The sequence below is a fragment of the Gracilibacillus suaedae genome, assembly GCF_017599345.1.
Classification (GTDB): domain Bacteria; phylum Bacillota; class Bacilli; order Bacillales; family Amphibacillaceae; genus Gracilibacillus; species Gracilibacillus suaedae.
Genome location: NZ_JAGFVL010000032.1, coordinates 219,495 through 245,900 on the forward strand (window position 1 = coordinate 219,495; position 26,406 = coordinate 245,900).

Annotated in this window: 24 protein-coding genes and 1 pseudogene; 19 read left to right on the forward strand and 6 right to left on the reverse strand. The window is 37.6% G+C overall.

The features are described 5' to 3' along the window. Positions 1-4 precede the first annotated feature (4 nt). The 5 genes from J5J03_RS08980 (at position 5) to J5J03_RS09000 (ending at position 7,410) form a co-directional block, all read left to right on the forward strand. Positions 5-1,834: a BatA domain-containing protein gene (locus tag J5J03_RS08980; RefSeq protein WP_208588825.1), complete on the forward strand. Its 1,830-nt coding sequence runs from the start codon at positions 5-7 to the stop codon at positions 1,832-1,834. Continuing rightward, on the forward strand, positions 1,815-4,613 hold the full coding sequence (locus J5J03_RS08985; protein ID WP_208588826.1) for a VWA domain-containing protein: 2,799 nt from the start codon (positions 1,815-1,817) through the stop codon (positions 4,611-4,613). The genes J5J03_RS08980 and J5J03_RS08985 overlap by 20 nt, the downstream gene beginning before the upstream one ends. Before the next feature lie 254 nt (positions 4,614-4,867). Beyond that, entirely contained in the window at positions 4,868-5,830 is a 963-nt protein-coding gene (locus tag J5J03_RS08990) for a glycoside hydrolase family 43 protein (protein ID WP_208588828.1), read from the forward strand. A gap of 91 nt (positions 5,831-5,921) precedes the next feature. Further along, complete coding sequence (locus J5J03_RS08995) at positions 5,922-7,166, forward strand: cytochrome P450 (RefSeq protein WP_208588830.1); 1,245 nt, start codon at positions 5,922-5,924, stop codon at positions 7,164-7,166. Positions 7,167-7,185: 19 nt separating this feature from the next. Further along, positions 7,186-7,410 carry a hypothetical protein gene (locus J5J03_RS09000; protein ID WP_208588833.1) on the forward strand — a complete coding sequence of 75 codons (225 nt, stop codon included), beginning with the start codon at positions 7,186-7,188 and terminating at the stop codon, positions 7,408-7,410. Positions 7,411-7,482: 72 nt separating this feature from the next. On the opposite strand, the gene J5J03_RS09005 is transcribed toward J5J03_RS09000, so the two are convergent. Further along, positions 7,483-8,325, reverse strand: coding sequence for an aldo/keto reductase (locus J5J03_RS09005; RefSeq protein ID WP_208588834.1), 843 nt, complete (start codon positions 8,323-8,325; stop codon positions 7,483-7,485). 123 nt (positions 8,326-8,448) lie between these two features. Here J5J03_RS09005 and J5J03_RS09010 point away from each other — a divergent pair, with 123 nt between their 5' ends. The 3 genes and pseudogenes from J5J03_RS09010 to J5J03_RS09020 all read left to right on the forward strand — a co-directional run. Continuing rightward, complete coding sequence (locus tag J5J03_RS09010) at positions 8,449-8,979, forward strand: DUF6241 domain-containing protein (protein WP_208588836.1); 531 nt, start codon at positions 8,449-8,451, stop codon at positions 8,977-8,979. 261 nt (positions 8,980-9,240) lie between these two features. Beyond that, positions 9,241-9,957 carry an AAA family ATPase gene (locus J5J03_RS09015; RefSeq protein WP_208588838.1) on the forward strand — a complete coding sequence of 239 codons (717 nt, stop codon included), beginning with the start codon at positions 9,241-9,243 and terminating at the stop codon, positions 9,955-9,957. Positions 9,958-10,222: 265 nt separating this feature from the next. After that, positions 10,223-10,411, forward strand: a pseudogene (locus J5J03_RS09020) (response regulator transcription factor); the annotation flags it as partial. A gap of 51 nt (positions 10,412-10,462) precedes the next feature. Here the strand turns inward: J5J03_RS09020 and J5J03_RS09025 are convergent. Both J5J03_RS09025 and J5J03_RS09030 read right to left on the reverse strand, forming a co-directional pair. Then, a complete protein-coding gene (locus J5J03_RS09025; RefSeq protein WP_208588840.1) occupies positions 10,463-11,290 on the reverse strand; it encodes an ABC transporter permease in 828 nt (275 codons plus the stop codon). Between the two features lie 13 nt (positions 11,291-11,303). Next, the gene (locus tag J5J03_RS09030) at positions 11,304-12,227 is read right to left on the reverse strand and encodes an ATP-binding cassette domain-containing protein (RefSeq protein ID WP_208588856.1); all 924 of its coding nucleotides are present in this window, start codon (positions 12,225-12,227) and stop codon (positions 11,304-11,306) included. A 95-nt stretch (positions 12,228-12,322) separates the two neighbouring features. On the opposite strand from J5J03_RS09030, the gene J5J03_RS09035 reads away from it, so the two are divergent. From J5J03_RS09035 to J5J03_RS09045, 3 genes are all read left to right on the forward strand, one after another. Further along, positions 12,323-12,775 (forward strand): MarR family winged helix-turn-helix transcriptional regulator, encoded by a 453-nt coding sequence (locus tag J5J03_RS09035; protein WP_208588858.1) that lies wholly within the window; start codon positions 12,323-12,325, stop codon positions 12,773-12,775. Between the two features lie 99 nt (positions 12,776-12,874). Further along, complete coding sequence (locus tag J5J03_RS09040; protein WP_331460462.1) at positions 12,875-13,834, forward strand: alpha/beta hydrolase; 960 nt, start codon at positions 12,875-12,877, stop codon at positions 13,832-13,834. 369 nt (positions 13,835-14,203) lie between these two features. After that, on the forward strand, positions 14,204-15,070 hold the full coding sequence (locus J5J03_RS09045) for a hypothetical protein (protein WP_208588860.1): 867 nt from the start codon (positions 14,204-14,206) through the stop codon (positions 15,068-15,070). A 275-nt stretch (positions 15,071-15,345) separates the two neighbouring features. Here the strand turns inward: J5J03_RS09045 and J5J03_RS09050 are convergent, their stop codons facing one another. Continuing rightward, complete coding sequence (locus J5J03_RS09050; protein WP_208588862.1) at positions 15,346-15,837, reverse strand: GbsR/MarR family transcriptional regulator; 492 nt, start codon at positions 15,835-15,837, stop codon at positions 15,346-15,348. A gap of 248 nt (positions 15,838-16,085) precedes the next feature. On the opposite strand from J5J03_RS09050, the gene J5J03_RS09055 reads away from it, so the two are divergent. The 6 genes from J5J03_RS09055 (at position 16,086) to J5J03_RS09080 (ending at position 22,572) form a co-directional block, all read left to right on the forward strand. Further along, entirely contained in the window at positions 16,086-17,282 is a 1,197-nt protein-coding gene (locus J5J03_RS09055) for a quaternary amine ABC transporter ATP-binding protein (protein WP_208588863.1), read from the forward strand. Beyond that, on the forward strand, positions 17,275-18,111 hold the full coding sequence (locus tag J5J03_RS09060) for an ABC transporter permease (protein ID WP_208588864.1): 837 nt from the start codon (positions 17,275-17,277) through the stop codon (positions 18,109-18,111). The genes J5J03_RS09055 and J5J03_RS09060 overlap by 8 nt, the downstream gene beginning before the upstream one ends. 152 nt (positions 18,112-18,263) lie before the next feature. After that, positions 18,264-19,175, forward strand: coding sequence for a glycine betaine ABC transporter substrate-binding protein (locus J5J03_RS09065; protein WP_208588865.1), 912 nt, complete (start codon positions 18,264-18,266; stop codon positions 19,173-19,175). Between the two features lie 140 nt (positions 19,176-19,315). After that, positions 19,316-20,146, forward strand: coding sequence for an SDR family NAD(P)-dependent oxidoreductase (locus J5J03_RS09070; RefSeq protein WP_208588866.1), 831 nt, complete (start codon positions 19,316-19,318; stop codon positions 20,144-20,146). Positions 20,147-20,186: 40 nt separating this feature from the next. Continuing rightward, the gene (locus J5J03_RS09075; protein ID WP_208588867.1) at positions 20,187-20,981 is read left to right on the forward strand and encodes an ABC transporter ATP-binding protein; all 795 of its coding nucleotides are present in this window, start codon (positions 20,187-20,189) and stop codon (positions 20,979-20,981) included. Positions 20,982-21,048: 67 nt separating this feature from the next. Beyond that, on the forward strand, positions 21,049-22,572 hold the full coding sequence (locus J5J03_RS09080; RefSeq protein WP_231710653.1) for a hypothetical protein: 1,524 nt from the start codon (positions 21,049-21,051) through the stop codon (positions 22,570-22,572). 42 nt (positions 22,573-22,614) lie between these two features. On the opposite strand, the gene J5J03_RS09085 is transcribed toward J5J03_RS09080, so the two are convergent. Continuing rightward, the gene (locus J5J03_RS09085) at positions 22,615-23,406 is read right to left on the reverse strand and encodes a SurA N-terminal domain-containing protein (protein ID WP_208588869.1); all 792 of its coding nucleotides are present in this window, start codon (positions 23,404-23,406) and stop codon (positions 22,615-22,617) included. Between the two features lie 219 nt (positions 23,407-23,625). Here J5J03_RS09085 and J5J03_RS09090 point away from each other — a divergent pair, with 219 nt between their 5' ends. Then, on the forward strand, positions 23,626-24,294 hold the full coding sequence (locus J5J03_RS09090) for a phosphatase PAP2 family protein (RefSeq protein ID WP_208588871.1): 669 nt from the start codon (positions 23,626-23,628) through the stop codon (positions 24,292-24,294). Positions 24,295-24,316: 22 nt separating this feature from the next. Here J5J03_RS09090 and J5J03_RS09095 read toward each other — a convergent pair whose 3' ends face one another. After that, complete coding sequence (locus J5J03_RS09095; protein ID WP_208588873.1) at positions 24,317-25,153, reverse strand: manganese catalase family protein; 837 nt, start codon at positions 25,151-25,153, stop codon at positions 24,317-24,319. Between the two features lie 166 nt (positions 25,154-25,319). Here J5J03_RS09095 and J5J03_RS09100 point away from each other — a divergent pair, with 166 nt between their 5' ends. Then, the gene (locus tag J5J03_RS09100) at positions 25,320-26,342 is read left to right on the forward strand and encodes an NADH:flavin oxidoreductase/NADH oxidase (protein WP_208588874.1); all 1,023 of its coding nucleotides are present in this window, start codon (positions 25,320-25,322) and stop codon (positions 26,340-26,342) included. Positions 26,343-26,406: the final 64 nt, after the last annotated feature.

Below are 26,406 nucleotides of genomic sequence, written 5' to 3' on the forward strand. Positions count from 1 at the left end.
TGAGATGGGTTTTTTAGCACCAATTTCTTTCTGGTTTTTTAGTGCTATTCCGATATTACTTTTATTTTATTTTTTTAAGAAGCAATTTGATCAACAAACCATCTCATCTATTTATCTTTGGGAACGAACCTTTCAAGAGTGGGAATCAGATCATTGGTGGCACAAGTTACAGAAGAACATCCTCTTGTTGTTGCAACTTCTTATTCTATTATTTCTTATTTTTGCGCTCACGCGTCCTTATCTGGAAAGTGAAAGGGTAAGTGGTGACCATTTGGTGATTGTCTTTGATACATCTGCGACAATGATGATGGAAAAAAACGGAATGACAAGGTTAGCGGAAGCGAAAGAGCAAGCAGAGAAATTAATTGATCAGTTAGGGATTGGGCATCAGGTGAGTGTGATACATGCTCAGAAAGATCCGGTCATACTTACAGCTAATCAGACAGATCATCATGTTGTTCGTGATTACATCAGAGAGTTAGAGGTATCCTATCAGACTGAAAATCTTCAAGATAGTTTGCAACTAGCACAATCTTTGATTCAACAGGGAACAGGTGAGATACATATTTATACGGATAGCTTAGATAAAGAAAGTATAGCTGATCAACATCTGACTCAACCTGTTACCGTTCATAATAGTGATGAAGTCGCTAAAAATATCTCTCTGCAAACGTTTGGGGTAAAGCAAAGAGATGATTACGTATCTGCGATTATAAACGTTGCAAATCAATCAACACAATCTTCCGAGGTTATGCTAACAATAAGTCATGAAGACAATGTGTTAAAACAAGTAACCGAGGATATCTCAGCAAATGGACAACAAACGATTCGAGTCGATCAGTTACCTGAACATGATTATTACCAAGTGGAAATAGAAGAAGATGCTTATCCGCTTGATAATCTTATGTATGCTTTATTACCTAAACAAGAGTCCCCATCTATTTATGTAGCAGGGGAGGCCAATCCGTTTATCGAACAAGCAATACTATCAGCTGGACACAATGTTACGACGATAACAAAGGCTGAAAATGGAGAGTATGCATTTCCAGAACATCAAGCAGAGAATATTTACCTTTTAGCTGGTGTTGAAGCAGATCAATGGCCTGTTGGTCCTAAGCTAGTTATTTCTCCTGTAACTGGAGGACCTTTTGCAGTAAAAGATAAACAGGAATTAGACTTTGGCTTAAAGCAAGCTGGTGATACACCGTTGTTATCTTTTACCGATATGCGTAACGTATATTTAGGACAGGCTTTTCCCGTTGAGAATTGGCACGATTTACAACCACTTGTACAAAGTGGGGACCAGACTATCATCGCGCAAGGATTCTATGAAGACGATCCGATGATTTTTTTTGCCTTTGATTTTCAAGATTCGGACTGGCCTTTGCAACCAGATTTTCCTATTTTGATAGCTAATAGTATTACCGAATTAATAGGAAGTGGATCAACTTTAGGATATTATACACCACAAGAGACGATCGAGATCAATCTTTCCCCAACGACAAATGAAGCGACAATTGAACAGTTGGACGGTGAAATAGTGCAACAATTAGAGCTTGGTGAACGGGAAATAACAATACCTAGTAAACCAGGAATCTATCGGCTTCATGAAAACACAGATGCTGGTTCTATTCAACGTGACTTTGTTGTGCAGTTGGATCAGGAAGAAAGAACAAGCGCAACAGCTGAATCCTTTTCTATTAGTGGAGAAGGGGACGAAGAAATGACAGCGGAGCTATCCAAACAAGAAATGTGGAAAATATTTGCTGTAGTAGCTTTATTGATATTGTTTATAGAGTGGGAGGTGTATCGACGTGGCATTACAGGTCGATAATCCCATATGGCTTCTGGGATTGATTCCAATGATTGCCGTTCTTTATTTATATGGCCGCTCAAATGCATTACTTTCTGGTGGAAGGAAAATTGTCTTGCTAGTTTTGCGCACTTTAGTTTTCACCTTAATTATTTTAGCGTTAGCAGGTATGCAAATCTTATCGCCGATTCAACAAATAGCAACTGTTTTTGTTGTGGACTCCTCACATAGTATGGTTGAAAAAGAGGAAACGGTGTTAGATCAGGTCAATGTTGCGATTCAAGCTAAAGCACCAGAGGATCAAACAGGTATAGTGTCTACTGGTAGAGAAGCAGTTGTGGAAACACCTTTATCTAGTCAAGTAAATCGTATTGAGTCATTTCAAACAGCTGTCAATCGTTCTTATACGAACTTGGCCTCAGGTCTACAGCTTGCAGGAAGTCTGTTTTCACAAGATGTTAGAGGTCGAGTGGTGTTACTGACAGATGGAAATGAAAATATCAATGATGCTATCAGACAAGCAAGCTATTTGCATAGACAGGATTATATTGTCGATGTTCTACCATTTTCACCTGCTTACAAGGAGGACGTTGCAATTTCTTCCTTTGATGTACCAGAAAATATTTACTTAGGTGAACAAGCGACACTTTCGATGAAAATCGATAGCAACATCAATACGACAACTCAAGTAAGAATCATGATGGATGGGCAAACTATTATTGATCAAAACGTTGATTTGAACGAAGGAAGCAATCAATTGTCATTTAATCATCTGATTTCAACAGATGGATTTCATACATTTCGTGCGGAAATTGTCAGTGAAGAGGATCAAGTGATCGAAAACAATCAGTTGTCAGCCTTTGCTGAAACCAAAGGTGTTCCAAATGTTTTGATTGTAGAGGGAAATAGTGGCGCAGCAGCTAACATGGAAAATGCACTAGATGCTTCAGCTATACAAGTAGAAATCATTTCACCAGAGTTATTGCCTGGGCAATTAAGTAATTATTTAAAGTATGACTCTATTATATTCAGTAATGTATCTGCTCATACGATTACTGGCCAGCAAATGGAGCTAATCGAACGTGCGGTAAAAGATTTTGGAGTTGGTTTCGTGATGACAGGTGGTGATCAATCCTTTGGTGTTGGAGGCTATTTTAAAACACCAATTGAACAAATATTGCCAGTTGATATGGAGTTAAAAGGGGAAAAGGAACTTCCTTCATTAGGTCTATCTATTGTGCTTGATAAGTCAGGCAGTATGTCGGGAAATAAAATGGCGTTAGCTCGTGAAGCTGCAGCACGATCGGTAGAGTTGTTGAGAGAGGAAGATACGCTCGGTGTCACTGCTTTTGATGGAGCACCGTGGGAAGTAGTAGAACTGGGACCAATTAATGATAAGGAAGAAGTATTAAATGAAATTCGATCGATAACAGCAAGTGGCGGAACAGATATATTTACACCGTTATCACAATCTTATGATCAAATGAAGCCATTAGATGTAAAGCGGAAGCATGTGATTTTATTAACGGATGGTCAATCGGCCACAACGATCAATTATCAAAAAATGATTGAAGAAGCTTTTGGATCAGGTATTACATTATCTACAGTAGCGATAGGAACAGAAGCAGATGGACCGTTGTTACAAGAAATGGCAGAGTTAGGTGGCGGTCGTTTTTATGAAGTACAAAATAACTCTAGTATTCCAACGATTTTATCGAGGGAAACATCCTTAGTAACCCAAACATATATTGAAGACGATCCTTTTTATCCATCTTTAGTTAATGGGTATGAATGGGGAGCCCATTTTGAAGAGGCGGTCCCACAAATGAATGCCTATATTGCCACAACTCCAAAAAGCCGAGCCCAACAAGTTTTAGCAAGTGAGAAAAATGATCCAGTCCTTGCTAGGTGGCAGTATGGATTAGGTAAGACGATTGCTTGGACATCAGACTTGTCTGGTGAATGGGCAGGTAGTTGGCCGAATTGGGAGAATTGGTCTGCCCTTTGGAATGATATGGTCACTTGGACTTTTCCACAATATCAAAAAGAGTCCTATCAAGTATCAAAAGAGATCGAAGGAAATCAAGTAACGTTAAACGTAACAGCTGCTGCCAACGATGCTGCCAACCTTAATGCCAACCTAGTTAGTGAAACAGGGGAAGAAGTGGAATTCAACTTACTACCGAAAGCTCCTGGGGAGTATCAGGGTAGTTTTGAAGCAAATGAATCTGGTGTTTATTTTCTGCAAATTACAGAACAAGAAAATGGAGAAATTGTCAGTTCATTTAAAACTGGAGTAGTTGTTCCCTACTCAGAGGAATATACTTTTACCCCCACTAACGAACATGTAATCGAAGAAATAGCATCTGCAGGCGGTGGTAAAGTTGTCGAAGATTTAGACAATGTTTTTTCTTCGGAAGGTTTACCTCCTCGTTATGATGAACGGGATCTATTTTATTACTTGTTGGCAATGGCATTATTGTTATTTATGTTAGATGTAGCAGTTAGACGGTTCCGATTCAATTTTGCTTTTGTAACGAAAATAAGTTCACGTTTTCAAGACGGGCGAAATAAGGTGAATGAAGTCACGCAAAAAAGGTCGAGACAACTAAGTCAATTAAAACAAGCATCATCGAAAAAAACGACTTCTCCAACTAAACAGGTGCGACCTAAGAGAAATGAAGTACCATTAGTAAAAACTAAGCAAACACGCTCAAGCGATACATCTAATAAAGAAAGCGAAAGCAGAGAGGAAAAAATGGCTCGATTATTAAATGCTAAAAAACAAAAGTCAAAATAGGTTAGCAACACTTGAGGACATACACTTTGATAAGTTTGGCTAATGATCAGTGTGGGTAAAAACCCCGCTGATCATAGCCTCACGATATATTATGGAATAAATGTCCTATTGATATTAGTTCTTAAGAAGTATTTTTGGCACCAATAATTAACATATACTGCAAATAGTGTTATAATTCATTTTAAATAAGTGTGCGGTTAACATCGTCAAAAATGTAAGCGTATACTTAATAATAAAGTTAAGGAGTGGAGTATATGAGTTTGAAAAGTTATTGGAAAGTGTTGTTGTTTAGTGTTGTGTTTTTCGGAGTTTCAAGCGTATCCGTTTCAGCAGCGTTTTGGGAAATGGATGAACATCCGATGATTCATGATCCGTCTCTCATCAAAGAGGGAGATACATGGTGGACGTTTGGGACTGGAGAAGAAGATGGCAATGGAATAAGAGTTATATATTCTCAAGACGGATTGAATTGGAACGAAGCACCAGTGGTATTTCCTGAACCGTTAAGCTGGTGGAGCGACTATGTGCCAAATCATACAAGTGCACAATGGGCACCTGATATTCAATATTATAACGGACGTTATTGGCTATATTACTCCGTATCTTCCTTTGGTTCTAATCAATCGTTAATCGGTCTGCTTTCAACAGAAAGTATAGCTTCAGGTAACTGGCGAGATGATGGGATAGTTGTGCATTCAACAACGTCAGATAATTTTAATGCAATTGATGGTGATTTGGTAATTGATGAATATGGCAACCCTTGGCTATCCTTTGGTTCCTATTGGAGTGGTATTAAACTTACGAGATTAGATGCTAATACGATGAAACCGACAGGACAGCTATATTCGATTGCAGCAAGACCTGATCATCCAGAAGGTGCAATTGAGGCACCAAGTATTACTTATAAAGACGGTTATTATTATTTATTTGTTTCATTTGATAAATGTTGTAGTGGTTTGGACAGTACGTATAAAGTTGCCGTAGGTCGTTCTTCCAACATAACAGGTCCATATGTAGATAAATTAGGTCAGGATATGTTATATGGTGGAGGCACTATTTTTGATAGTGGTAACGACAAGTGGATTGGACCCGGACATCAAGATGTATACAATAATAATATTTTTGTACGTCATGCATATGATGCAGACAGTAACGGTTTACCACGATTATTAATAAACGATTTATATTGGGATAATCAAGGTTGGCCGACATATTAGATAACAGGTATGGTCTTTTCCATTATGTCTGTTTTAAAAATGAATATTAGGGAAAAATGTTTGTAGTAAATCAGATCCTGGAGGGCTAAAAATGTCAGATCATCAACAACTACCACAAGAAAAAGGATTAGACCATACTTTAGATCTGTTAAAAGAAGGCTATTATTTCATTATGAATCGTTCCAATAAATTTGATTCGCGAATTTTCGAAACAAGGCTGCTCGGTGAAAAGGCGATCTGTTTAGTTGGCGAACAGGAAGCAAAATTGTTTTACGATAATGAAAAATTTCAGCGTAAGAATGCAGCACCTGGTCGAATCCAGAAAACACTCTTTGGTAAAGGTGGAGTACAGGGGCTGGATGATCTAGACCATCGTTACCGCAAAGCAATGTTTATGTCGCTCATGACGGACGATACATTAGAAGAAATTCGCCAATTAACACGAGAAGAATGGAAAAATCAATTATTTGATACACAGCATGAGGTGAATGTATATGAAGCGGCTAAGCGTGTATTGACACGAATTGCTTTACGATGGACGGGAGTCCCTCTTCAAAAGGAAGAAGCAGATCAATGGGTCGATGAGTTTAGTGATTTGTTCGAACATGCAGCAGATGTGGGACCAAAGCATTGGAAGGCAAGAAGATCAAGACAAAAGGCAGAGGAATGGCTGGAAGATCTCGTTCAACAGGTTCGCAAAGCAACGATAAAAGTGGATCAAGACCGTGCCCTATATCAATTTTCTTTGCATAAAGATCCTAACGGAGAATTATTAAAACCTGCAATCGTTGCGGTGGAGTTATTGAATTTACTAAGACCAATCGTTGCCATAGCTGTTTATATAGATTTTGCGCTATTAGCGATGCATGATTATCCAGCTGAAGCCGAACGTATTCGTGAAGGGAATGGCCGCGAATTCATTCAGGAGGTACGTCGTTTTTATCCTTTCTTCCCTTTTACAGCTGCAAGGGTAAAACAAGACTTTACTTGGAATAATTACGAATTTAAAAAAGGGACGCTTACATTGCTCGATTTATATGGTACCAATCATGACCCTGTTATCTGGGAAGAGCCAAATCGGTTTAAGTCAGAGCGTTTTCAGAACTGGCAAAGCAATCCATTTTCGTTCATTCCACAAGGGGGTGGTGAATTTGATATCGGTCACCGCTGTGCAGGCGAGTGGATTACGATCGACATCTTACATGAAACGGTAAACTTTTTCAGTAAGGAGATTTCATTCGATTTTCCTGAACAGGATTTCGATTACAGTATGAATGATATCCCGGCTCTGCCACAAAGCAATATCATTATTACCAACATCCAGATCATACAATAAAAAAAGGAAGGTGCTAATGATGGGGGAGGAACGTAAAAATAAACAAGTAGAGCATAAAGAAAGGGTCGATAACAAACGAAAAAGTGTTAACGATGAGAAGCGTCCAGAACTGTATATGTTTAAGGAACAACAACTAGTCGATGATATCCCGCTAAGAGATTTGGAAATTGAAGAGAAGAACCTCAAAGATAAGAAAAATAGCCAAAACACTTCACAATCAGAGGAAAAGTATAAAGGAAAATAGTGCCGAATGAAAGAGGGTGCCCCTAAGTTTAGGTGACACCCTCTTTGTATGAACTAGTAGTATTTGATTGGTTTAAAATTCTTCATATTCCGCCGGATTCTGATCGTTAATTCTGCCATCCGGTTTGGTTAGCTTTCCGATCATTTCCATATCTTCATAGTCTAATGCAAAGTCAAAGATAGAAATATTTTCAACCTGTCTGGTCGGTGAAGTAGATTTCGGAATCGTCACAGCACCGAGCTGATAATGCCAACGCAAAATGACTTGTGCGACAGACTTGTTATATTTATGTGCAACGTATTGAAGTGTTTCATTCTCCACCGTATGTTTGGCACGATAGAGAGGACTCCACGATTCTGTGACAATACCATGCTCCTCATGCCATTTTCGTTGCTCTTCTTGGTTAAAGAATGGATGTAACTCAATTTGATTGATGCTCGGGAGGACGCCTGTTTCTTTTTCTAATCTTTCAAGATGCTTTGGTAAGAAGTTACTTACACCAATGGAGCGGATCAATCCCCATTTCTTAGCATCAATCAATGCTTGCCATGCTTCCACATAGTGATCCTGTTTCGGATTTGGCCAGTGAATTAAATATAAATCAAAGTAATCTAAATTGGCACGGAATAATGATTCTTGAATCGCTTCTACAGCCTCGTCATATTGGTGATAACGTCCTGGCAGTTTAGAGGCAACTTGTAGTTGTTCTCTTGAGATACCAGATCTGCGGATACCTTCGCCAACCGCACCTTCGTTTTCATAATTATAAGCGGTATCTATTAACCTGTAACCATTTGAAATCGCACTAGCAATAGCAGTCGATCCTTGATTTCCTTTCATGTTAGCTGTACCGAAGCCAACAACGGGGATTTCTAGACCATCATGCAATTTAACGGAAGGAACTACATTACTCATTTAACCACTCCTCATTTAAATAATTCATCCTACATAAGTATTACCACCAAAAACCAAAATCAACACATTAGAGAGACTTGATTTTTTGTATATTTTTGGTATGTTAATTATGGAGGTATTGGTATGAAAAGTAAATTAATAGGTATTATTGGCTGGATTGTTGCTATTGGATTTGCTATTGGTGTTCTTGGTTTTGCAATATTTATTCTTTTTGCTTTACTATCTGAGGATGATGTGGCAAATGACGAGAAGCCACAAGCAGAAACGACAGCAGAAGTGGATATGGAAGTTAGTGAAGAAGATATCGAGGAAGAAGTACAGGAAGTGAACGCTGACAGTATTCAAAGTGAAGCTAATTTTATGGATACTTTACATCATATGACACATCAAAAAGTGCATGCTGAAGATAAATGGGGGGCTGTAGAAATCACGGATGAACGAATAGACTTAATGCTAGAAACAGCAAAAAACTCTGATTTTACCCATCGTGATTTTTATATGGAGGCTTTAACAGCCTGGCAGAACGGTGATTTCAGTAATGCGGTAGAAGTGCATAATTATATTTGGGAACTAAAGAATGGGACTGTTGGCAGAGCATTACGATTATATACCGAAGAGGAAGAACAACAGTATATAGAAAAATATTTTCGGTAATTCGCCTAGTGCGGATTATTTTTTTGGCCTAGAATCCTCGTTTCATTTCTAGATCACAAGCAGTGGAACGGATAAACTGGATTATCCATCCTTTGTTTATTATAATCTAACAAAAGGGTAGGTTCAGCAAATGACGATTTTTTGAAATTTATTGTTGTCCAATCTAGTCATCATACCAGCGGTCGGCTTTTTAATCATCGAGATTTTGTTAGGTGACCTTTTTTTCGTGATGGGAAATCTAGAGCCTGAAGAGGTGAGAATATGTATTTAAAACGAATTACACTGCAGAAAGATAAAAATATTGATGATCGTTACCCATTTACTATCCCAGTAATAAAAAGGTTAGAGCAATTGGATATTACCAGTAATGTAACTTTTTTTGTCGGGGAGAACGGGTCAGGTAAATCAACATTACTAGAGGCTATTGCTGATAAATGTGGATTTAATACAGCTGGTGGGGGACGTAATAATTATTTTGAGGTACATGAAGCTCAGTCAGCATTAGGGGATTATATTACATTGTCATGGATGCCTAAAGTAACAAACGGTTTCTTTTTGCGAGCAGAAACGTTTCATCATTTTGCTACCCATATTGATTCTCTTGATGGAGGTGACTTGTCTTATGGCGGCAAGTCGCTGCATCATCAGTCACACGGTGAGTCCTTTCTATCATTGTTTCAACATCGCTTTCATCAACAAGCGATTTATTTATTGGATGAGCCGGAAGCTGCATTGTCCCCCCAGCGACAACTTGCTTTCTTAAGGATATTGCATGATTTATCAGCAAATGGCGATAGTCAATTTATTATTGCAACCCATTCGCCGATGCTGTTAGGGTATCCGGAGGCGACCATTTTTAGTTTTGATGATGATCGTATTCAGGAAGTTGCTTATGAGGATACGGACCATTATCAAATCACGCGTTATTTTTTAGAACATCGGGAACGGTTTTTGTATGAGATTTTGAAGGATGACTAGTATAGAAGGAGCACACTCAACAAGTAGAATAAAAGTCGAATTTTTAAATTCCTTTTTTTAGATGCAATAATGAGCAAAAGTATGCCTTTTTTAGGGATTGTTTTCTTGAGCGATTAGGTAGAAAATCGGAACAAAGGGATGGACCTTTTGTTCCGATTTAATTATGGTTTAAGCTTTTTTCTTGTAATCAAGAATGAAGATGCTCCGACTAGTAGCAATATCATACCTAATACTAACCAATTGAATGTATAAAAAGGCACTGGAAGGTTTAACTGCGCGAGAGTCAGATATTGCTGAATTAGTTGCTCAAGGTCTGTCAAACAAAGAAATAGCTCAACAACTTTTTCTAAGTGTTGGAACTGTTCGAAATATGCTCTCTATAATTTTAGATAAATTAGAAATTCGTGATCGAACACAACTGGCGATTTATTATTGGCAAAGAAAGCAGGAATAAAAGTAAGTGGAGAGCATGTAACAAGAAAAAACCGGACAAAGACCGGTTTTTTCACGCATGTGCTCGTTTAAAACTAATGGTTGCAATCGCGACAAAGATAACAGCAAATGCTAAAATAAATAAGATTTCTTCAAACACAGATACAGTTCTGCCAAAGACGGTAATATGTAAGCCCATTGTTTCCTGTACTGTTTGAGGTAGACTATCTACGTCAATCATAATTTTCTTCATCACGTCGACACCGTATGTAACAGGATTCAATTTGACAATGACATCGAGCCAACCTGGCATATTACTGACAGGAAATAGGGCACCAGATAAGAATATCATCGGCATGACGATAATTTGCACAATCAGTTGAAATCCTTGTGTCGATTTAATCATACTAGCAAATAACAAGCCCACACCTGATAATGCCGCACCAAGTAAGAACATAAATGGAATGACTTGAATCAGTGAAATAATGCTGTAGGATAACCCTAAAAAAGGGATAAGCAAAAACAAAATAACACCTTGAATGGTTGAAACAGTTGCTGCTCCTAACATTTTCCCAACAGCAATACTTACACGTGAAATCGGTGAAACCAAAATTTCTTTCATATATCCATAGTTTTTATCCTCGATCACAGACATGGCGGAAAATATCGCTGTCATCAATAAAGTCATAGCGACAATGCCAGGGAATACAAATTCGACATAATTAAATCCACTAGATTCTTCTCCAAAACCGCCAGACATCATGGTTTCCATTGTTCCACTTAAGCCACCACCGAATATAAGCAGAAATAATATCGGCATCGAGAATGACCCGAAAAGTCGTGCTCGATCACGAAAAAATTTCGTTAAGTCACGCTGCCAAATTGCTAAGATACCTTCCATCAGATTTACCCCCTTATTCCTTAATTTTTCTTCCTGTAAAAGCTAAAAACACATCGTTTAATGTTGGTTTGCGAATATTTAATTTTGTAATCGGAATTTCTAAGGTTTTGATGAAAGAAGAAATAAAGGCGTCACTACTTTCGACCTTGAGATGAATCGTATCATCTTCCACTTTCACTTCGACCGTTTCCATTTTGTCCTCAATTTCTCTTAAAGCAGCCTCATTATCTTCCGTGGACAATTCAATAATGTCACCACCAAGCTGGTCCTTAAGCGAAGCCGGGGAGTCGATCGCAATAATTTCACCCTGGTCCATAATCGCCACTCGATCACTAATCTCAGCTTCATCTAAATAGTGTGTGGTGAGAAACATTGTAATACCTTCTTTTTCTTTGAGCTTTAAAATATATTCCCATAGGTGTGCTCTTGTGTTGGGATCTAGTCCAACAGTCGGTTCATCTAAAAAAAGCACTTTCGGATAATGCAGAAGCCCACGTGCGATCTCAAGGCGACGTTTCATCCCACCCGAATATTCCTCTACACGCTGGTTTTGCTCATCGACCAAATCGACAATTTCTAGTACTTCTTGAATGCGTTTCTCTCGTTTATTTTTAGGTACATTATAAAAACGACAATGTAATTTCAAGTTTTCGTTAGCTGTTAATTTTCCATCTAGTGTATTTTCTTGAAAAATAATACCGATGCTTGCTCGAACTTCATCTTTTTGTTTTTTGGCATCGTAGTTATTGATGATAATCTCTCCGGAAGTTGGCTTCAGCATCGTACAAATCATATTGATTGTCGTACTTTTGCCTGCACCATTAGGCCCGAGAAAGCCAAAAATCTCGCCCTCTTTAACATCAAAATTAATTCCTTTAACCGCATCTACTTTTTTATAGGTCTTTGTTAAACCTTTCACGGTAATGATAGAATTCAATATGTAACCTCCTTATCAACTAATATAGTTATGATATAATAACTATTATCCACTGTATATCTGATGAAGTCAATCTATATGAAGGAGCGAACTAGATGAAAGAACAAGATACATTAACAAATGAATTGGTAGAACAGGCATTAACTGTATTACCAATATTGACGAAAAAGATGTTTGGTACATCTCCGATAACGAAAAAAGAAGGACTTCACCCATCCCACTTCCATGTGTTACACCTTGTGGAACACATGGGGCCAATTCAAATGGCGGAGATTGCTAAAAAATTGGATATTAACAAGTCAAACTTAACTCCATTGATTCGAAAACTAATGGAGAAGGAGTTTATTATTAAAACGAAGGATGAAACAGATCGCCGGATAACATATATTCAAATGACGGAAAAAGGAAAACAGTTTTTAGCTGAGAAAAAACAGATTCTTTACCAAGTAGTGCGAGAACGTTTTGCAACATTAGCGAATCAAGATAAAGGAGCCTTAAAAGAAGCATTTATAACCATTAATGAAGTCCTGTCATCATTAGAAGAGTAAATAATTTGTCGAAATTTTCCGGTTGTTCCAATAAAAAATCCCCTTTTTGAAGCAAATGCTTGTTATAATATGTATAAAGATGTCGAAAGGGGATTTTTTGTGAAGATTGGTAAAGGTTTAAAAATAATGATAGCGCTTATCGCCATTTTATTATGCATAGATTTATTTGCTGGAAACTATTTTTATAACCTCGCCATCAAACGTGAACAAAAGACTTTTTTACAAGGAAATGAAGACTTGGAAGTATCTGCATCAGCGATGAACGTCTTTACCAAAGGCGGATGGCGAGACTGGGTGGCTAGTCAGAGTTTTGAAGGTTGGCAGCTGCAAACTTTTGATGATTTAACTTTAAAAGGATACTATTTACCGGCCACAACAGATACAAACAAAACGGTTATTTTTGGTCATGGCTATTTAGGAAAAGCCACAGACATGGGGTTATACGCGCAATATTATTATGAAGAGCTAGGCTATAATATCTTTCTTTTTGATATGAGAGGGCACGGAAAAAGTGAAGGAGATTATTTTGGTTTTGGCTGGCATGATCGTCTAGATGTTTTAGATTGGACAGATCGAGTAATTGAGCGTGTTGGAACAAATGCAGAAATTGTCTTACATGGCTTATCGATGGGGGCAGGTACGATGTTGATGGCTAGTGGAGAAGAACTTCCTCCACAAGTACAAGCTGTAGTTGCGGATAGTGGCTATACAAGTGTATATGACCTTTTTCAATATCAGATGAATCGGATGTACAACATACCAGCATTTCCGGTATTACCTACAACGAGTATGGTCTCCGATATACGTGCCAATTATTCCTTATATGAAGCTTCTGCTATTGATCAGGTAAAGAAGGCAGAGGTACCAATTCTCTATTTTCATGGAAAAGAAGATACCTTTGTTCCTTCTAGAATGGCAAATAAACTATACGAAGAGACTAATAGTCATGCAGAAATCTTTTTATATGATGATGCCGGGCATGGTGAAGCATATGCTCTTCATAAAGAAAAATATCAAACTATGTTGTCTGATTTTTTAACAAGATTTATAGATAAGTAGCAGATAGGTGATGAACTCACCTATCTTTTTCATTAGGTCATTGACTAACATTGGTCCATGTATTATCTGGAAAACCTCTCGTTCTATAGATTTCCCTGTAATTGCATTTTTATCGGGAAAAACTATCCTTTCACAGACGCATTTCCCGGTTAATCCACTTTGACGAGGAAATCTTACAGTTTCATTTAGCAGTTTTTCTGATTCGTTACATTAACCGTCAAAGAGTAAAATGAAGTTGCTGAAATTCTCAAGAAATATTAGTGATAAAGCCTTATAGGAGGATGATAAATAGTTTGTTATTATCTATAATAGGGTATATTATTACTAAGTAGTACTTTGATATTAGATGAAAAATGGGGGGGAATTAATATGAAAAAGAAATTATTGTTTGTCATCCTAACATTGTTGTTATCGCTAGTAGTAGTGGCATGTACGCAAGATGACACAAATAAAAATGAAACAGAAGATCCAGAGAATGAAGTAGAAGAATCAGCAGAAGACTCAGAACAAGATGAACCTTCTGAGGAAGAAACACCTACACTCGATCAAGAACAAGCAAAAGAAGTTTTAAATGAGTACCAAGATAAATTCATGTCTGTCATTGAAAATACAGAAGATGATGGTGCTTTGACAGATTATGATTCAAAAGAGTCACTGAAAGAGGAATTCACGACCATTATGTCAGAAGAATTAGCTGATTCATTTGTGGCTCATTATTTTGAAGAGGATAATGATAAGGTATATGTTGTTTCAACAGAGGCTCCTGTGTGGTTTGAAGAAGATAGTGACTTTAGTTTTGAACAAGTGAATGATGTTGAATATGAGATAACACAAGAACGATCAAATGAATTAATAGGAAATGTAAGAATGACTTATGTGATTACATCAACAGATGATTCCTGGATTGTTAATGAAGTAAGGTCTGAAGATTTAAACGGAGAAAACTATGAGAATGGAGAAGATGAAGAACAAGCATCAGATGAAAGCAATACTGATGATAACCCGGAAACGGATACGAGTGAAATTACGGACACTACAGCTGAAGATTTAGTAAGGAACCACCTTAATATTTCACAAAATAGTGATATCCATGTCGTAATGGATCACAAAAATGACGATGGCAATTTTGTTGTTCAAGTTTATGAACTAGTTTCCAACGGTGAAACAAGTCATACAGCAACTATTGGTTGGTATATTGTTGATCAAGATGATGGAACAGTTGAAGAAATGATGTAATCGAATGGGACAAGCTAGCTTGTCCCACTTTTTGTAAATAGGTATGACATCTTTCGTGTGAATAACTATGTATTTCCCAAGAGAATTCGTTTCCTTTTTAATTCGCAATCGAAGTATGCGATGCTAAAGCATTAGGTCCGAGTTACCTTTAGCTTGTCTCTATTTTAAGCTTTAAGAGAACCATATTTTGCAGGGGAGTAATTCGATATAGTGATAATTTACATGTACATAAAGACCTTCGTCAGTACTTGATGATAAGCTAGTTTTTTCCACTTTTAAAGAAAATCATTCTTCTTTATATCCGAAAAAACTGTTTCAAGCGAACGGTGAAAAGAGATTGCTTCCTGAATTTTATGCTCAAACAGTTCTCTTTGTTCTGCAGGATAGTGATCCAAGTCCTCTTGAATATCCTCTAAGTTGTTAATTTGCAGGTTAAGTGATTGGAGCCACCGGTTAACATAGGTTTTCATAAATTTCTTATATAGATCCTCACGAGCTTCATATAAGTCTTTTCGTACACCTTTTTGAAAAACGCGTTCGACTAAATTAAATTCTTGCAATCTACGAACGGCATAACTCATTGCCGTTTTACTTTTACCCAAAGCATCTTTCATTTGGTCTAAAGTCATGGGAGCTCCATTTAAATAAAGCGTAACAAATAATTGTGCTTCTGTTTTATTTAAAGAAAACATTTCAAGTGTTTTGGAAAACTCAGAAATGATTTGATTGTTTACTCTTTCTAAATTAGCATCAGTTTCCTGTGTCATAAAAGTATGATAACCCCTTTCAACTCTCTTACTAATATCATTACACTACATAATTAAAAAATCAATGTAAATACTAAGTATAGGGTAAAAGTAAGGATTTCCATTTGTAAAGTTTAAACTTTACAAACGTAACAAACGGAAAAATAAGTGTATAACGCTTGAAATTCATAAGTAAAACCTTTAGCATAGTATAAGTGATGCATAAAATGACGGGAAAAGTCGAATATAAATTGAGGTGATATAGATTCATGTCTGTCATTAGTGTTAAGAATTTGTCGAAAATTTTCGGCAAAAAAACCAAAGAAGCTCTCTCATTGTTAGATGAGGGATATAAAAAGGAAGAAATTTTAGAAAAAACAGGATGTACAGTCGGTGTAAACCGTGCAACGTTTGAAGTCGAAGAAGGCGAAGTATTCGTTATTATGGGGCTTTCTGGAAGTGGAAAGTCAACCCTTGTACGTTTATTGAATCGCTTGATTGACCCTACAGAAGGTGATGTTGAAGTGAGTGGTGAAAATCTTGCGAGGGTTGGTAAAGAAACTTTACGTAAAGTCCGTCGTGAAAAAATGAGTATGGTCTTTCAAAAATTTGGATTATTTCCTTTCCGTACCGTGTTAGAAAATACGGAGTTTGGACTGGAAATTCAAGGAATCAATAAGGAAGAGCGTGCTGAAAAAGCTAAAGAAGCTTTAGAATTAGTAGGATTAGGAAGTTTTATTCACCAGTATCCAGATCAGTTATCAGGCGGTATGCAACAACGTGTTGGTTTAGCTAGAGCCTTGGCAAATGATCCGGAAGTTCTGCTTATGGATGAAGCTTTTTCTGCGTTGGATCCATTAATTAGAAAAGACATGCAAGATGAGTTATTGGACCTTCAGCAAAAAATGAAGAAAACCATTATCTTTATTACGCATGATTTGGACGAAGCATTACGGATCGGTGACCGCATTGCACTGATGAAGGATGGTTCCATTGTTCAAATCGGTACGCCGGAAGAAATTTTAGTAAATCCGGCCAATGACTATGTGGAACGATTCGTTGAAGACGTTGATCGCTCCAAAGTGTTAACAGCAAGTCATATTATGAAGCGACCTGAAACGGTTGATATTGAAAAACATGGTCCAAGAGTTGCGCTAGAAAGAATTCGTGAGCAAGGCTTATCAAGCATTTATGTGGTTGATCGCTCCAGACAATTAAAGGGCTATGTCACAGCAGACGATGTTAAACAAGCTCGGGATAATGGAGAAAAGGGTTTACACAGTATTTTACGTACAGATATGCCTACAGTAGGATTAGAAGCACCAATTCATGAAATCTTTGAAATTATTCATGATGCGCCTGTACCTGTAGCTGTTGTGGAAGATGGCAAGATGAAAGGGATCATTGTACGAGGTGCAGTAATCGCAGCATTAGCAAATGGAAATGGGGTGACAGAAGATGCTTAATTTTATCCCCGAAATTCCAGTAGCAGATTGGATTAATACAGCAGTTGAAAAGATGAAAAATACATTTGAATTTATTTTTGATCCAATCAAAGACGATTTTGGTGAATTTGTTGAAACGACTGCAGAATGGTTAAGTCAAGTTCCAGCACTGATTGTAATATTAATCGTTGCTCTTATTGCTTTCTTTGTTTCCGGTAAGAAATTTGGTTTGGTTACTTTTTCTATTATTGGCCTATGGTTTGTCTATAATCAAGGTCTATGGGAAGAGTTAATGTACACATTTACACTAGTACTTTTTGCCAGTATAATATCTATCATTATTGGTATTCCTGCTGGTATATGGATGTCGAAGAGTAAATGGGCACAAGCAATTATTACGCCAATATTGGACTTTATGCAGACGATGCCTGCTTTCGTTTATTTAATTCCTGCCGTTGTATTCTTCGGAATTGGGATGGTACCAGGTATTTTTGCATCTGTTGTATTCGCAACACCACCTGTTGTCCGATTTACCAATTTAGGTATTCGTCAAGTGTCCAATGAGTTAGTAGAAGCGGCTGATGCATTCGGTACAACAGGATCACAAAAGCTGTTTAAAGTAGAATTACCAATGGCCAGAAAAACGATTATGGCAGGTGTAAACCAAACGGTAATGCTTGCGTTGTCTATGGTTGTAATTGCATCAATGATCGGTGCACCAGGGCTTGGTGATAAAGTATTAACAGCACTGCAACGTTCACAAGAAGGACCAGGTTTTGTAGCAGGCTTCGGTATTGTTATTTTAGCAATTATTATTGACAGGGTTTCTCAAAACTTAAATAAAGGCTAAGTTTAATAAATTTTGCCAGATTAAGTGGTCGCAAATCTGGTTAGAAAAAATATGTTAAGACACTGTGAAGTTTTTTAGGTTAAGGTGATAAACATATCCAGGTTAGCCTGGATATGTTTAAATATAAATTTTAAAAAAGGGGAGGTCTATTCATGTTAAAAACATGGAAGTCTTTTGGATTAATGGCAGTATTAGCTTTAGTATTTGTACTTGCAGCTTGTGGTGCCAACGATGAAGGTGACGACGCTACAGGTGATGAAGGCAATGATGAAACAGCTGCTGTAGGTGAAGGTAAGGAAATAGAATTAGTGTACGTAAATTGGGACACTGAAATTGCCTCTACACATGTGGTTGGAAAAGTCTTAGAAGATTTAGGGTATGATGTAACGCGTACATCTATTGAAAATGCAGCAATGTGGGAAGCAGTTGCAAATGGAGAAGCAGATGGTATGGTTGCAGCATGGTTACCAGCTACACATGAATCACAATATGCAGAATTTGGGGATCAAGTAGTAGAATTGGGACCAAACCTTGAAGGAGCTAAAATTGGTCTTGTAGTACCATCTTACATGGATGTTGATTCTATTGCAGATCTTACAGATGAAGCAGGTCAAACGATTACTGGTATTGAGCCAGGTGCCGGTGTGGTAAGTGCTGCTGAAAAGGCTCTCGAAGATTATGAGAACTTAAGTGATTGGCAAGTGCAAACATCTTCAAGTGGTGCAATGACCACACAACTTGGGGAAGCAATTGAAAATGAAGAACCTATCATTGTTACTGGTTGGTCTCCACACTGGAAATTCTCTGAATATGATTTGAAATATTTAGAAGATCCAGAAGGCTCATTTGGTGAAGCAGAAACAATTGAAACAATGGTTCGTGAAGGACTAGAAGAAGATTTACCAAACGCATATAAAGTGTTAGATCAATTCGAATGGACAGAAGAAGACAGTAACTCTGTTATGCTTGAAATTAACAATGGTACAGATCCGGAAGACGCTGCAGCAGAGTGGGTAGAAGCTAACCCAGAAAAAGTTGCTGAGTGGACTGAAGGTGTAGAATAATTCATAGTTGAATTTGAAATCCTCCTCGCAGAAAGAAGCGAGGGGGATTTTTGTTTATATAACTATAAGGAAGGGCCCAGTACCACATTAGACAAATATGTTAAGATATACCTTAATACATATGAGAGGGAGTTGACTTCGTGAAGACAGTACTTGTGACAGGGGCAGGTAGTGGTTTTGGCTTCATAACGACACTGAAATTCTTGAAAAAAGGTTACAGAGTGATAGCGACAATGAGAACATTGCAGTCACGTGATGAATTAATCGAGACAGCCGAGAATAACCAGTTAGCATCCCAATTAGATATTATGGAAATGGATGTAACCGATGAGCATCAGATTCAACATGTCAAAGAATACATACAAGCAAATTATCAAAAACTCGACGTGTTAGTTAATAATGCTGGCTTTTGCCAAGCAGGATTTATTGCAGATTTAACCACAGACGCCTTTCAAAAACAGCTAGATGTAAATTTGAACGGAGTTTTTCGTGTCACCAAAGTAATGTTGCCATTATTAGAACAGGCCAATAAGGCAAATATCATTAATATAGGCAGTGTTAGCGGATATGCAGGTTTTCCAGGAATGTCTGCTTATTGTGCATCAAAGTTTGCTTTAGCAGGGTTCAGCGAAAGTTTACGAATCGAATTACTCCCGAAACAGATATTTGTCTCCGTAGTGGACCCAGCATCCTACCAAACGGGTATTTGGGATAAGAGCTTGTCCAATATTGACCGAATGGAGTTGAAAAAAGATCCGATGAAAAGCTCTGTTCTGTCTTTCGCACAACAATCGTCACAATCCAGTGCAGACCCGAGCGAAGTAGCTTCTTTGATAGCCGCGATATGTAGCAAGAAACAACCAAAACTTCGCTATCCAATTGGCAAAGGAGCGAGAATGTTAGCTTTTGCTAAACGTATTTTGCCTTGGTTCTGGTTGGAGAAGATTATTTTAAAAAAATTAAAACAGTAAAAGGAAAAATATGTTAGCATAGTGATGGAGGTGAATAAATTTGTCAGAAGATATTATTCTATCATTAAGAAATGTAGCAAAATCCTATGGAAGTACACGCGTTTTAGAATCTATTAATCTTGATATCTATCAAGGTCAGATTATTGGTTATATCGGGCCGAATGGGGCTGGTAAAAGTACAACCGTCAAGATGATGTTAGGTCTAATAACAGAGTTTGAAGGTGACATTGAAATATTCGGTAAGAATATTAAAACAAGTGGTGTGGCATATAAGAAACGTATCGGTTATGTACCGGAAAACGGAGATATTTATGATAGCCTAACGCCTATGGAATATCTATCCTTTGTCGGTGGCTTATATAGGATGGAAGATCAGATGATTATCCGTAAAGCAACAGAATTGATGCGTTTATTTGAATTAGAACATGTATTACATACAAGGATTTCATCTTTTTCCAAAGGGATGAGACAGAAAGTTCTTTTTATCGCTAGTGTTATACATAATCCGGATTTACTCTTTTTAGATGAACCATTGAGTGGTCTGGATGCCAACAGTATGATGATTGTCAAAGAGATCTTAGATCAGTTAGCAAATCAAGGGAAAACGATTTTTTACTCTTCACATATTATGGACGTCGTTGAAAAAATCAGTAATCGTATCGTGTTGCTTGCGGATGGTCAAATTGTTGCTGATGGAACGTTTGAACAGTTACAGCAGCAAAATAAAGAGGGTTCTCTTGAAGAGATTTTCAATCAACTGACAGGATTTCATCAGCATCAAGAAATAGCCAGTTCTTTTGTTTCTATAGTGGAAAATGGTGATAAAGATGGATGATTTCAGATCGCTGAGAATACTAGATAAGTTTCAGTCGCTTTTTCAAAAAGCTAAGGTAGATTACCCGATGATGCGAGAGATTCTGCAATTGAAATTAACGATGGACACGAGAAGAGTACCGACGATCTTTCATGAATCAAAGTCAGATTCCGGTAATCAGTTTCTGAAATCTCTTGGTATCTATGCTTTGATGGGATTAATACTGATTGCTTTCTTATTTGGTGATCAGTATATCTTTCAAGTCAGCATCATGTATGCTATTGTCATGTTTATTATTATGACATCGACCATTTCTGATTTTTCTAGTGTATTACTAGATGTTCGCGATAAAATGATTATAGGCACTAAACCTGTAGACTCGAGAACGATTAATGCGACTAAGGTTGTCCATATTACCATCTACTTATGTCAACTAACGATGGCGTTTACTGCTATTCCAATGATCATTGGTTTGTTTAACCAAGGGATTGTATTCTTTTTATTAAGTTTGATTGTCCTGTTATTTGTTAATTTATTGATTCTGATTATGACGGCATTGGTGTATATCATTATCCTTCGTTTTTTTGATGGAGAAAAATTAAAGGATATTATTAATTATATTCAAATTCTTCTAAGTATTTCCATGATTATCGGCTATCAATTAGTAGCTCGGTCCTTTGAGTTTGTAGATTTGAATGTTAACTTCAGTTTTGAATGGTGGCATGTATTGATGCCGCCGGTCTGGTATGGAGCGATATATGAAATCGTTTTAAATGGTGTAACAGATCTGTCGTATATCATACTCGCGATATTGGGTGTAATTTTACCACTTGTAGCTATTTTTCTTTATATCAAACTGATTCCATCTTTTGAGCGCAACTTGGAAAAGCTTTTATCCAACAGCGGTAAACATAAACAAGCAAAAGAATGGTGGAGTCGTTTTTGGTCCAAGGTATTGGTTAGGAACAAGGAAGAACAAGTTTTCTTTGATTTCGCAACTAGAATGTTAAAAAATGAGCGAGATTATAAGCTAAAGGTCTATCCGACAATTGGAATGGCTTTAGTATTCCCTTGTATTTTTCTCCTTACGGATTATACAAGTCGCTCGATCGACGAACTACGTGATGGTAGCATGTATTTCTCAATGTATTTTAGCTTGGTTGTGATTCCGGCTGGTGTACAAATGCTTCAATTTTCAACCAATCCAAAAGCAGCCTGGATATATCGCGCAGTACCGCTGAAAAATGAAAATGTGTGTCACCGCGCAGTATTAAAAGCTTTTCTCGTTCGCTTATTTATTCCGGTTTATCTGATATTAAGTGTGCTTTTTTTAGTAATTTTCACAGAAAGAATTTGGTCTTTTTTAATCATACTTGTTTTAGTTGCTGCTATCTATAGCAGGATTTGTTATCAAGTATTTCTTAAAAATGTGCTGCCTTTTTCTGAATCATATCAAATCGGTCAAAGTAAACAAAGCGGGCAAGCACTAGCTCTATTAGCCTTAACTGTCGCTTTTGCTCTATTTCACTATGTAATGACGCTTGCTTCATTTGGGTCCTATATTTTAATTAGTGTATTAGTGTTTATCAATGCTTTTCTGTGGAGGAAATAGTTATCAAATACAAAAAATCATCCCCAGCTATGGGGATGATTTTTATATTAACTCTTCAATTTCAGCATTTTCTCGAAGTTCATCGATTTTGGCTTGAATTTCTTCTTGTTTTTCTTGTTGTTTTTGTGACGTAAGTGTTTGTTTAATTTGATCTTCAACATCTTCCAATGGTGGAAGGTCTTCTTCATTTTCCTCTGCTGCTGACTGATAATATTCTTTAATTTCTTCATCTGTTACTTTGATACCAAGAACAGACTCCATATATTTTTCAGAAAGTAAATCATTCTCGATTTGTTCCTTTAATGTTTCTTCGGTATATCCACTCGATTCTAGAGCACTAGCGTACTCTTCTCCAAATTGTTCTTCATAAGCAGCTAGTTCATTGTCAATTTCTTCTTGTTCAACGGTCAGTCCTTCAGCTTTAGCATCTTGACGAATCAATTCTTGAGTAATTAATTCATTTAAGGTTTGCTGTTTTATAGCTTCTGTATCTTCTACATCTTGTCCGGCTTGTTCTAATGTGCTTTTTACAAGTGGATAAATTTGATTGTAGGAAGAACCAATGATTTCTTCACCATTTATAGTCGCTACAGCTTGGTCTTCTTCTACCAATTCCTCATCACTTACTCCTTGTTGTCCTGTCGCTGCAGCTGAATCAGCTTCCTCCTCTTGTGCTTCCTGTTCACCCTCGGCTTCACCTTCACTCTCTGGTGTTTCTTCTGCTGCAGGTTCTTCTGTATTGTTTTCATCAGCTGGCTCCTCGTCATCATTACTACATGCAACAGTGATAACAGCCAAACTAATCATCATTAATAGCATTAATAGCTTCTTCATTAATAAACAACCTCCATATAACTCATTGTCTGTCCATTCAAACATACATGATAGAATAATTGCAACCCATATCATCTCAAGTTTAGCAACATTATTCCTATCATACCAGTAATCTGATTGTTTTATTACATTTAAACAACAAAAAAAGGACTCATTTCACACTTTTTCCATAGTGTTGTTTCTCTTAATTGGGAATAATAATAAAAGGAGTGAAAATAGATGAAAGATATGCCGAAGATAGCTATATTTACTTTAATAGTTGGATTTATCTTCATTGCTGTAACGGTTTCTCTTTTTATCGAATTAGCAGGTGATGTACTAGAAGAAGAAAAGTTTTTCGTAGATCGTGTTTTTCAGGAGTTTATTGTTTTTGCAAAGGAGGATTGGCTTTATCAGATGATGGGGCTGGTTACAGAAGCGGGATCAATTCTTTTTTTAACTATAACTTCTGTTATACTAGCTGTCTATCTTTTCTTTGCGAAAAAAAGTAAATGGTATAGTTTGTTCTTCAGTATCAATATGATTGGGATCAGTCTGTTAACTCAAGTGTTAAAACTTGTGTTTGAGCGGGAACGACCGGAGTTAATTGCACAATATGGGGGAACAGGTTTTAGCTTTCCTAGTGGACATTCGACTGGCTCGGTTGCATTTTATGGTTTTGTTATCTACTTACTGTGGAAAAAGGTCTCAACAAGATGGCTAAGAGTTTCTTATGTTCTGTTCTTTTCGTTTCTTGCAGTGACGATTGCCTTTAGCCGTGTCGTATTAGGGGTACACTTTTTTACTGATATTGTAGCAGGGATGTCACTGGGGTTGGCGTGGCTGATCACTTGTATGATTGCTTTAGAATTATTGCTTTGGAGAGGAAGAAAAAAGCGTAATTCTTGAGAATTAATTACGCTTTTTTTATCTAACATAAAGAAGGTGGGATATGGAAGTTAGTATTAAATGTATAATGTGGTGCCGGCTTCAGGGATGGAATGCCACCATATGCAGGGGGATTGTGTACGTAACGGAAATGGGAGCAACCATCCATTGAACGACCATGGGCCCATCTTCCCTCTGCACTTTCATCCCCTTGTGAGAAGTTATAAAAATCATAGGCAACTTGCTGTTTTTCTAGATTCCTTGGGAATGTTGATGGTACAACAACACCTTCTTTCTCTTCTAATTCTTCGATGGCTGCTAACCACATGTTTTGGTGCATCGTATCACGAGCAATTAAGAAGGAAAGCATATCCTTTACTCCTCGATCTGATGTCATTTCGTACAGTCTGGATACTTGCAAACGTCCTTGAGATTCTGCGTTTAAATTAGCACGAAAGTCTGCTAGTAGATTTCCGCTGGCGATAATATAATCAGCAGTCCAGCGATTACCAACACTGTCACCAGGCATTGCACCTAATCCGGATACAATGGCATGCTGCGGATTCATCCCGCCAATAATCGCACCCAGAACAGGATCTTTAGCCGCTTCCTCTAAGTCACCCACAGGCGCATTATCCAAAAGACGCGCAATCATTGTCGCTAACATCTCTACATGTGCTATTTCTTCTGTACCAACATCCATTAACAAATCCTTATATTTACCATCCATTCGAACATTCCAGCCTTGAAATAAGTATTGCATGGTTACGGAGATTTCTCCGAATTGTCCACCTAACACTTCTTGTAGCTGTTTCGCAAAAAGCGGATCAGGTCGATCAGGTTTAGCTGGATATTGCAGTTCTTTTACATGATAAAACATTTACTCACATCCTAAAAAGTAGGTTTCTGTCCATAATCTATGCAAGGGCATTTATCTTTGTTACAAAATTCATGTTTTGTTTTCTCAAGTTCAATCGTGTGACCTTGTTATCAATTCTTGCTATACTTTATTAGGTAACAAAAAGTAAGTAAGGAGGAACTTAAAAGTGGATCAATTATTCAGTTCTTTTCAAATAAAAAATCTAGAATTAAAAAATCGTGTGGTAATGCCACCAATGTGTCAATATTCGGTAACGAAAGAAGACGGTACACCTAACGATTGGCACTATACACACTATGTAAGCCGTGCAGTTGGAGGTACCGGACTTGTGATTGTTGAGATGACAAATGTCGAGCCAGATGGCAGAATCTCTAATAACTGTTTAGGTTTATGGTCCGATGAGCAAATTCCAGCATACAAGAAAATTGTAGATGCTGTACATGCGCAAGGTTCTAAAATCGCAATCCAAATCGCACATGCTGGACGCAAAGCGGAAGATGCAAAAACACCGGTGGCTCCATCTGCGATAAGATTTAATGAACAATATAAAGAACCACGCGCACTTTCAACAGACGAAGTAAAAGAAATGGTGGAAAAATTCCGTCAATCTGTTCGACGTGCTGTAGAAGCAGGGTTTGACGCGATTGAATTGCATGGTGCTCATGGATACTTAATTCATCAATTCCATTCCAGCTATACCAATAAACGTGATGATGAGTATGGTGAATTGACACGCTTTGGTACAGAAGTAGTAAAAGCTGTCAAAAGAGAAATGCCGGATGGTATGCCATTAATTATGAGAATATCTGCAACTGAATTTGTCGAAGAAGGTTATCAGCTACAAGATGGTATTGCATTAGCAAAAGCCTATAAAGAGGCTGGTGTAGATATGTTCCATATTAGTGCTGGCGGAGAAGGTGCTATTGCCCCATCTCGAAATCCAGGCGGGCATGCAGGGTACATGGTTCCTTTCGCAAGAGCGATGCGTGAAGCTCTAGAGGTGCCAGTCATTGCAGTAGGTCGTTTAGAAGATGCCCATCTAGCAGATTCAATTGTTGGTAATCAGGATGCAGATCTCATTGCGATCGGAAGAGGTATGCTACGTGATCCGTATTGGACAATTCATGCTGCTCACGAGTTAGGACAGGAAACCGAAGTACCTGTTCAATATGAACGCGGGTTTGTTTAAAAACGAGAGGGACGTCACACATTAGTGGCGTCTTTTCTTTTTAGTAGGAATGTTCTAGAATAGG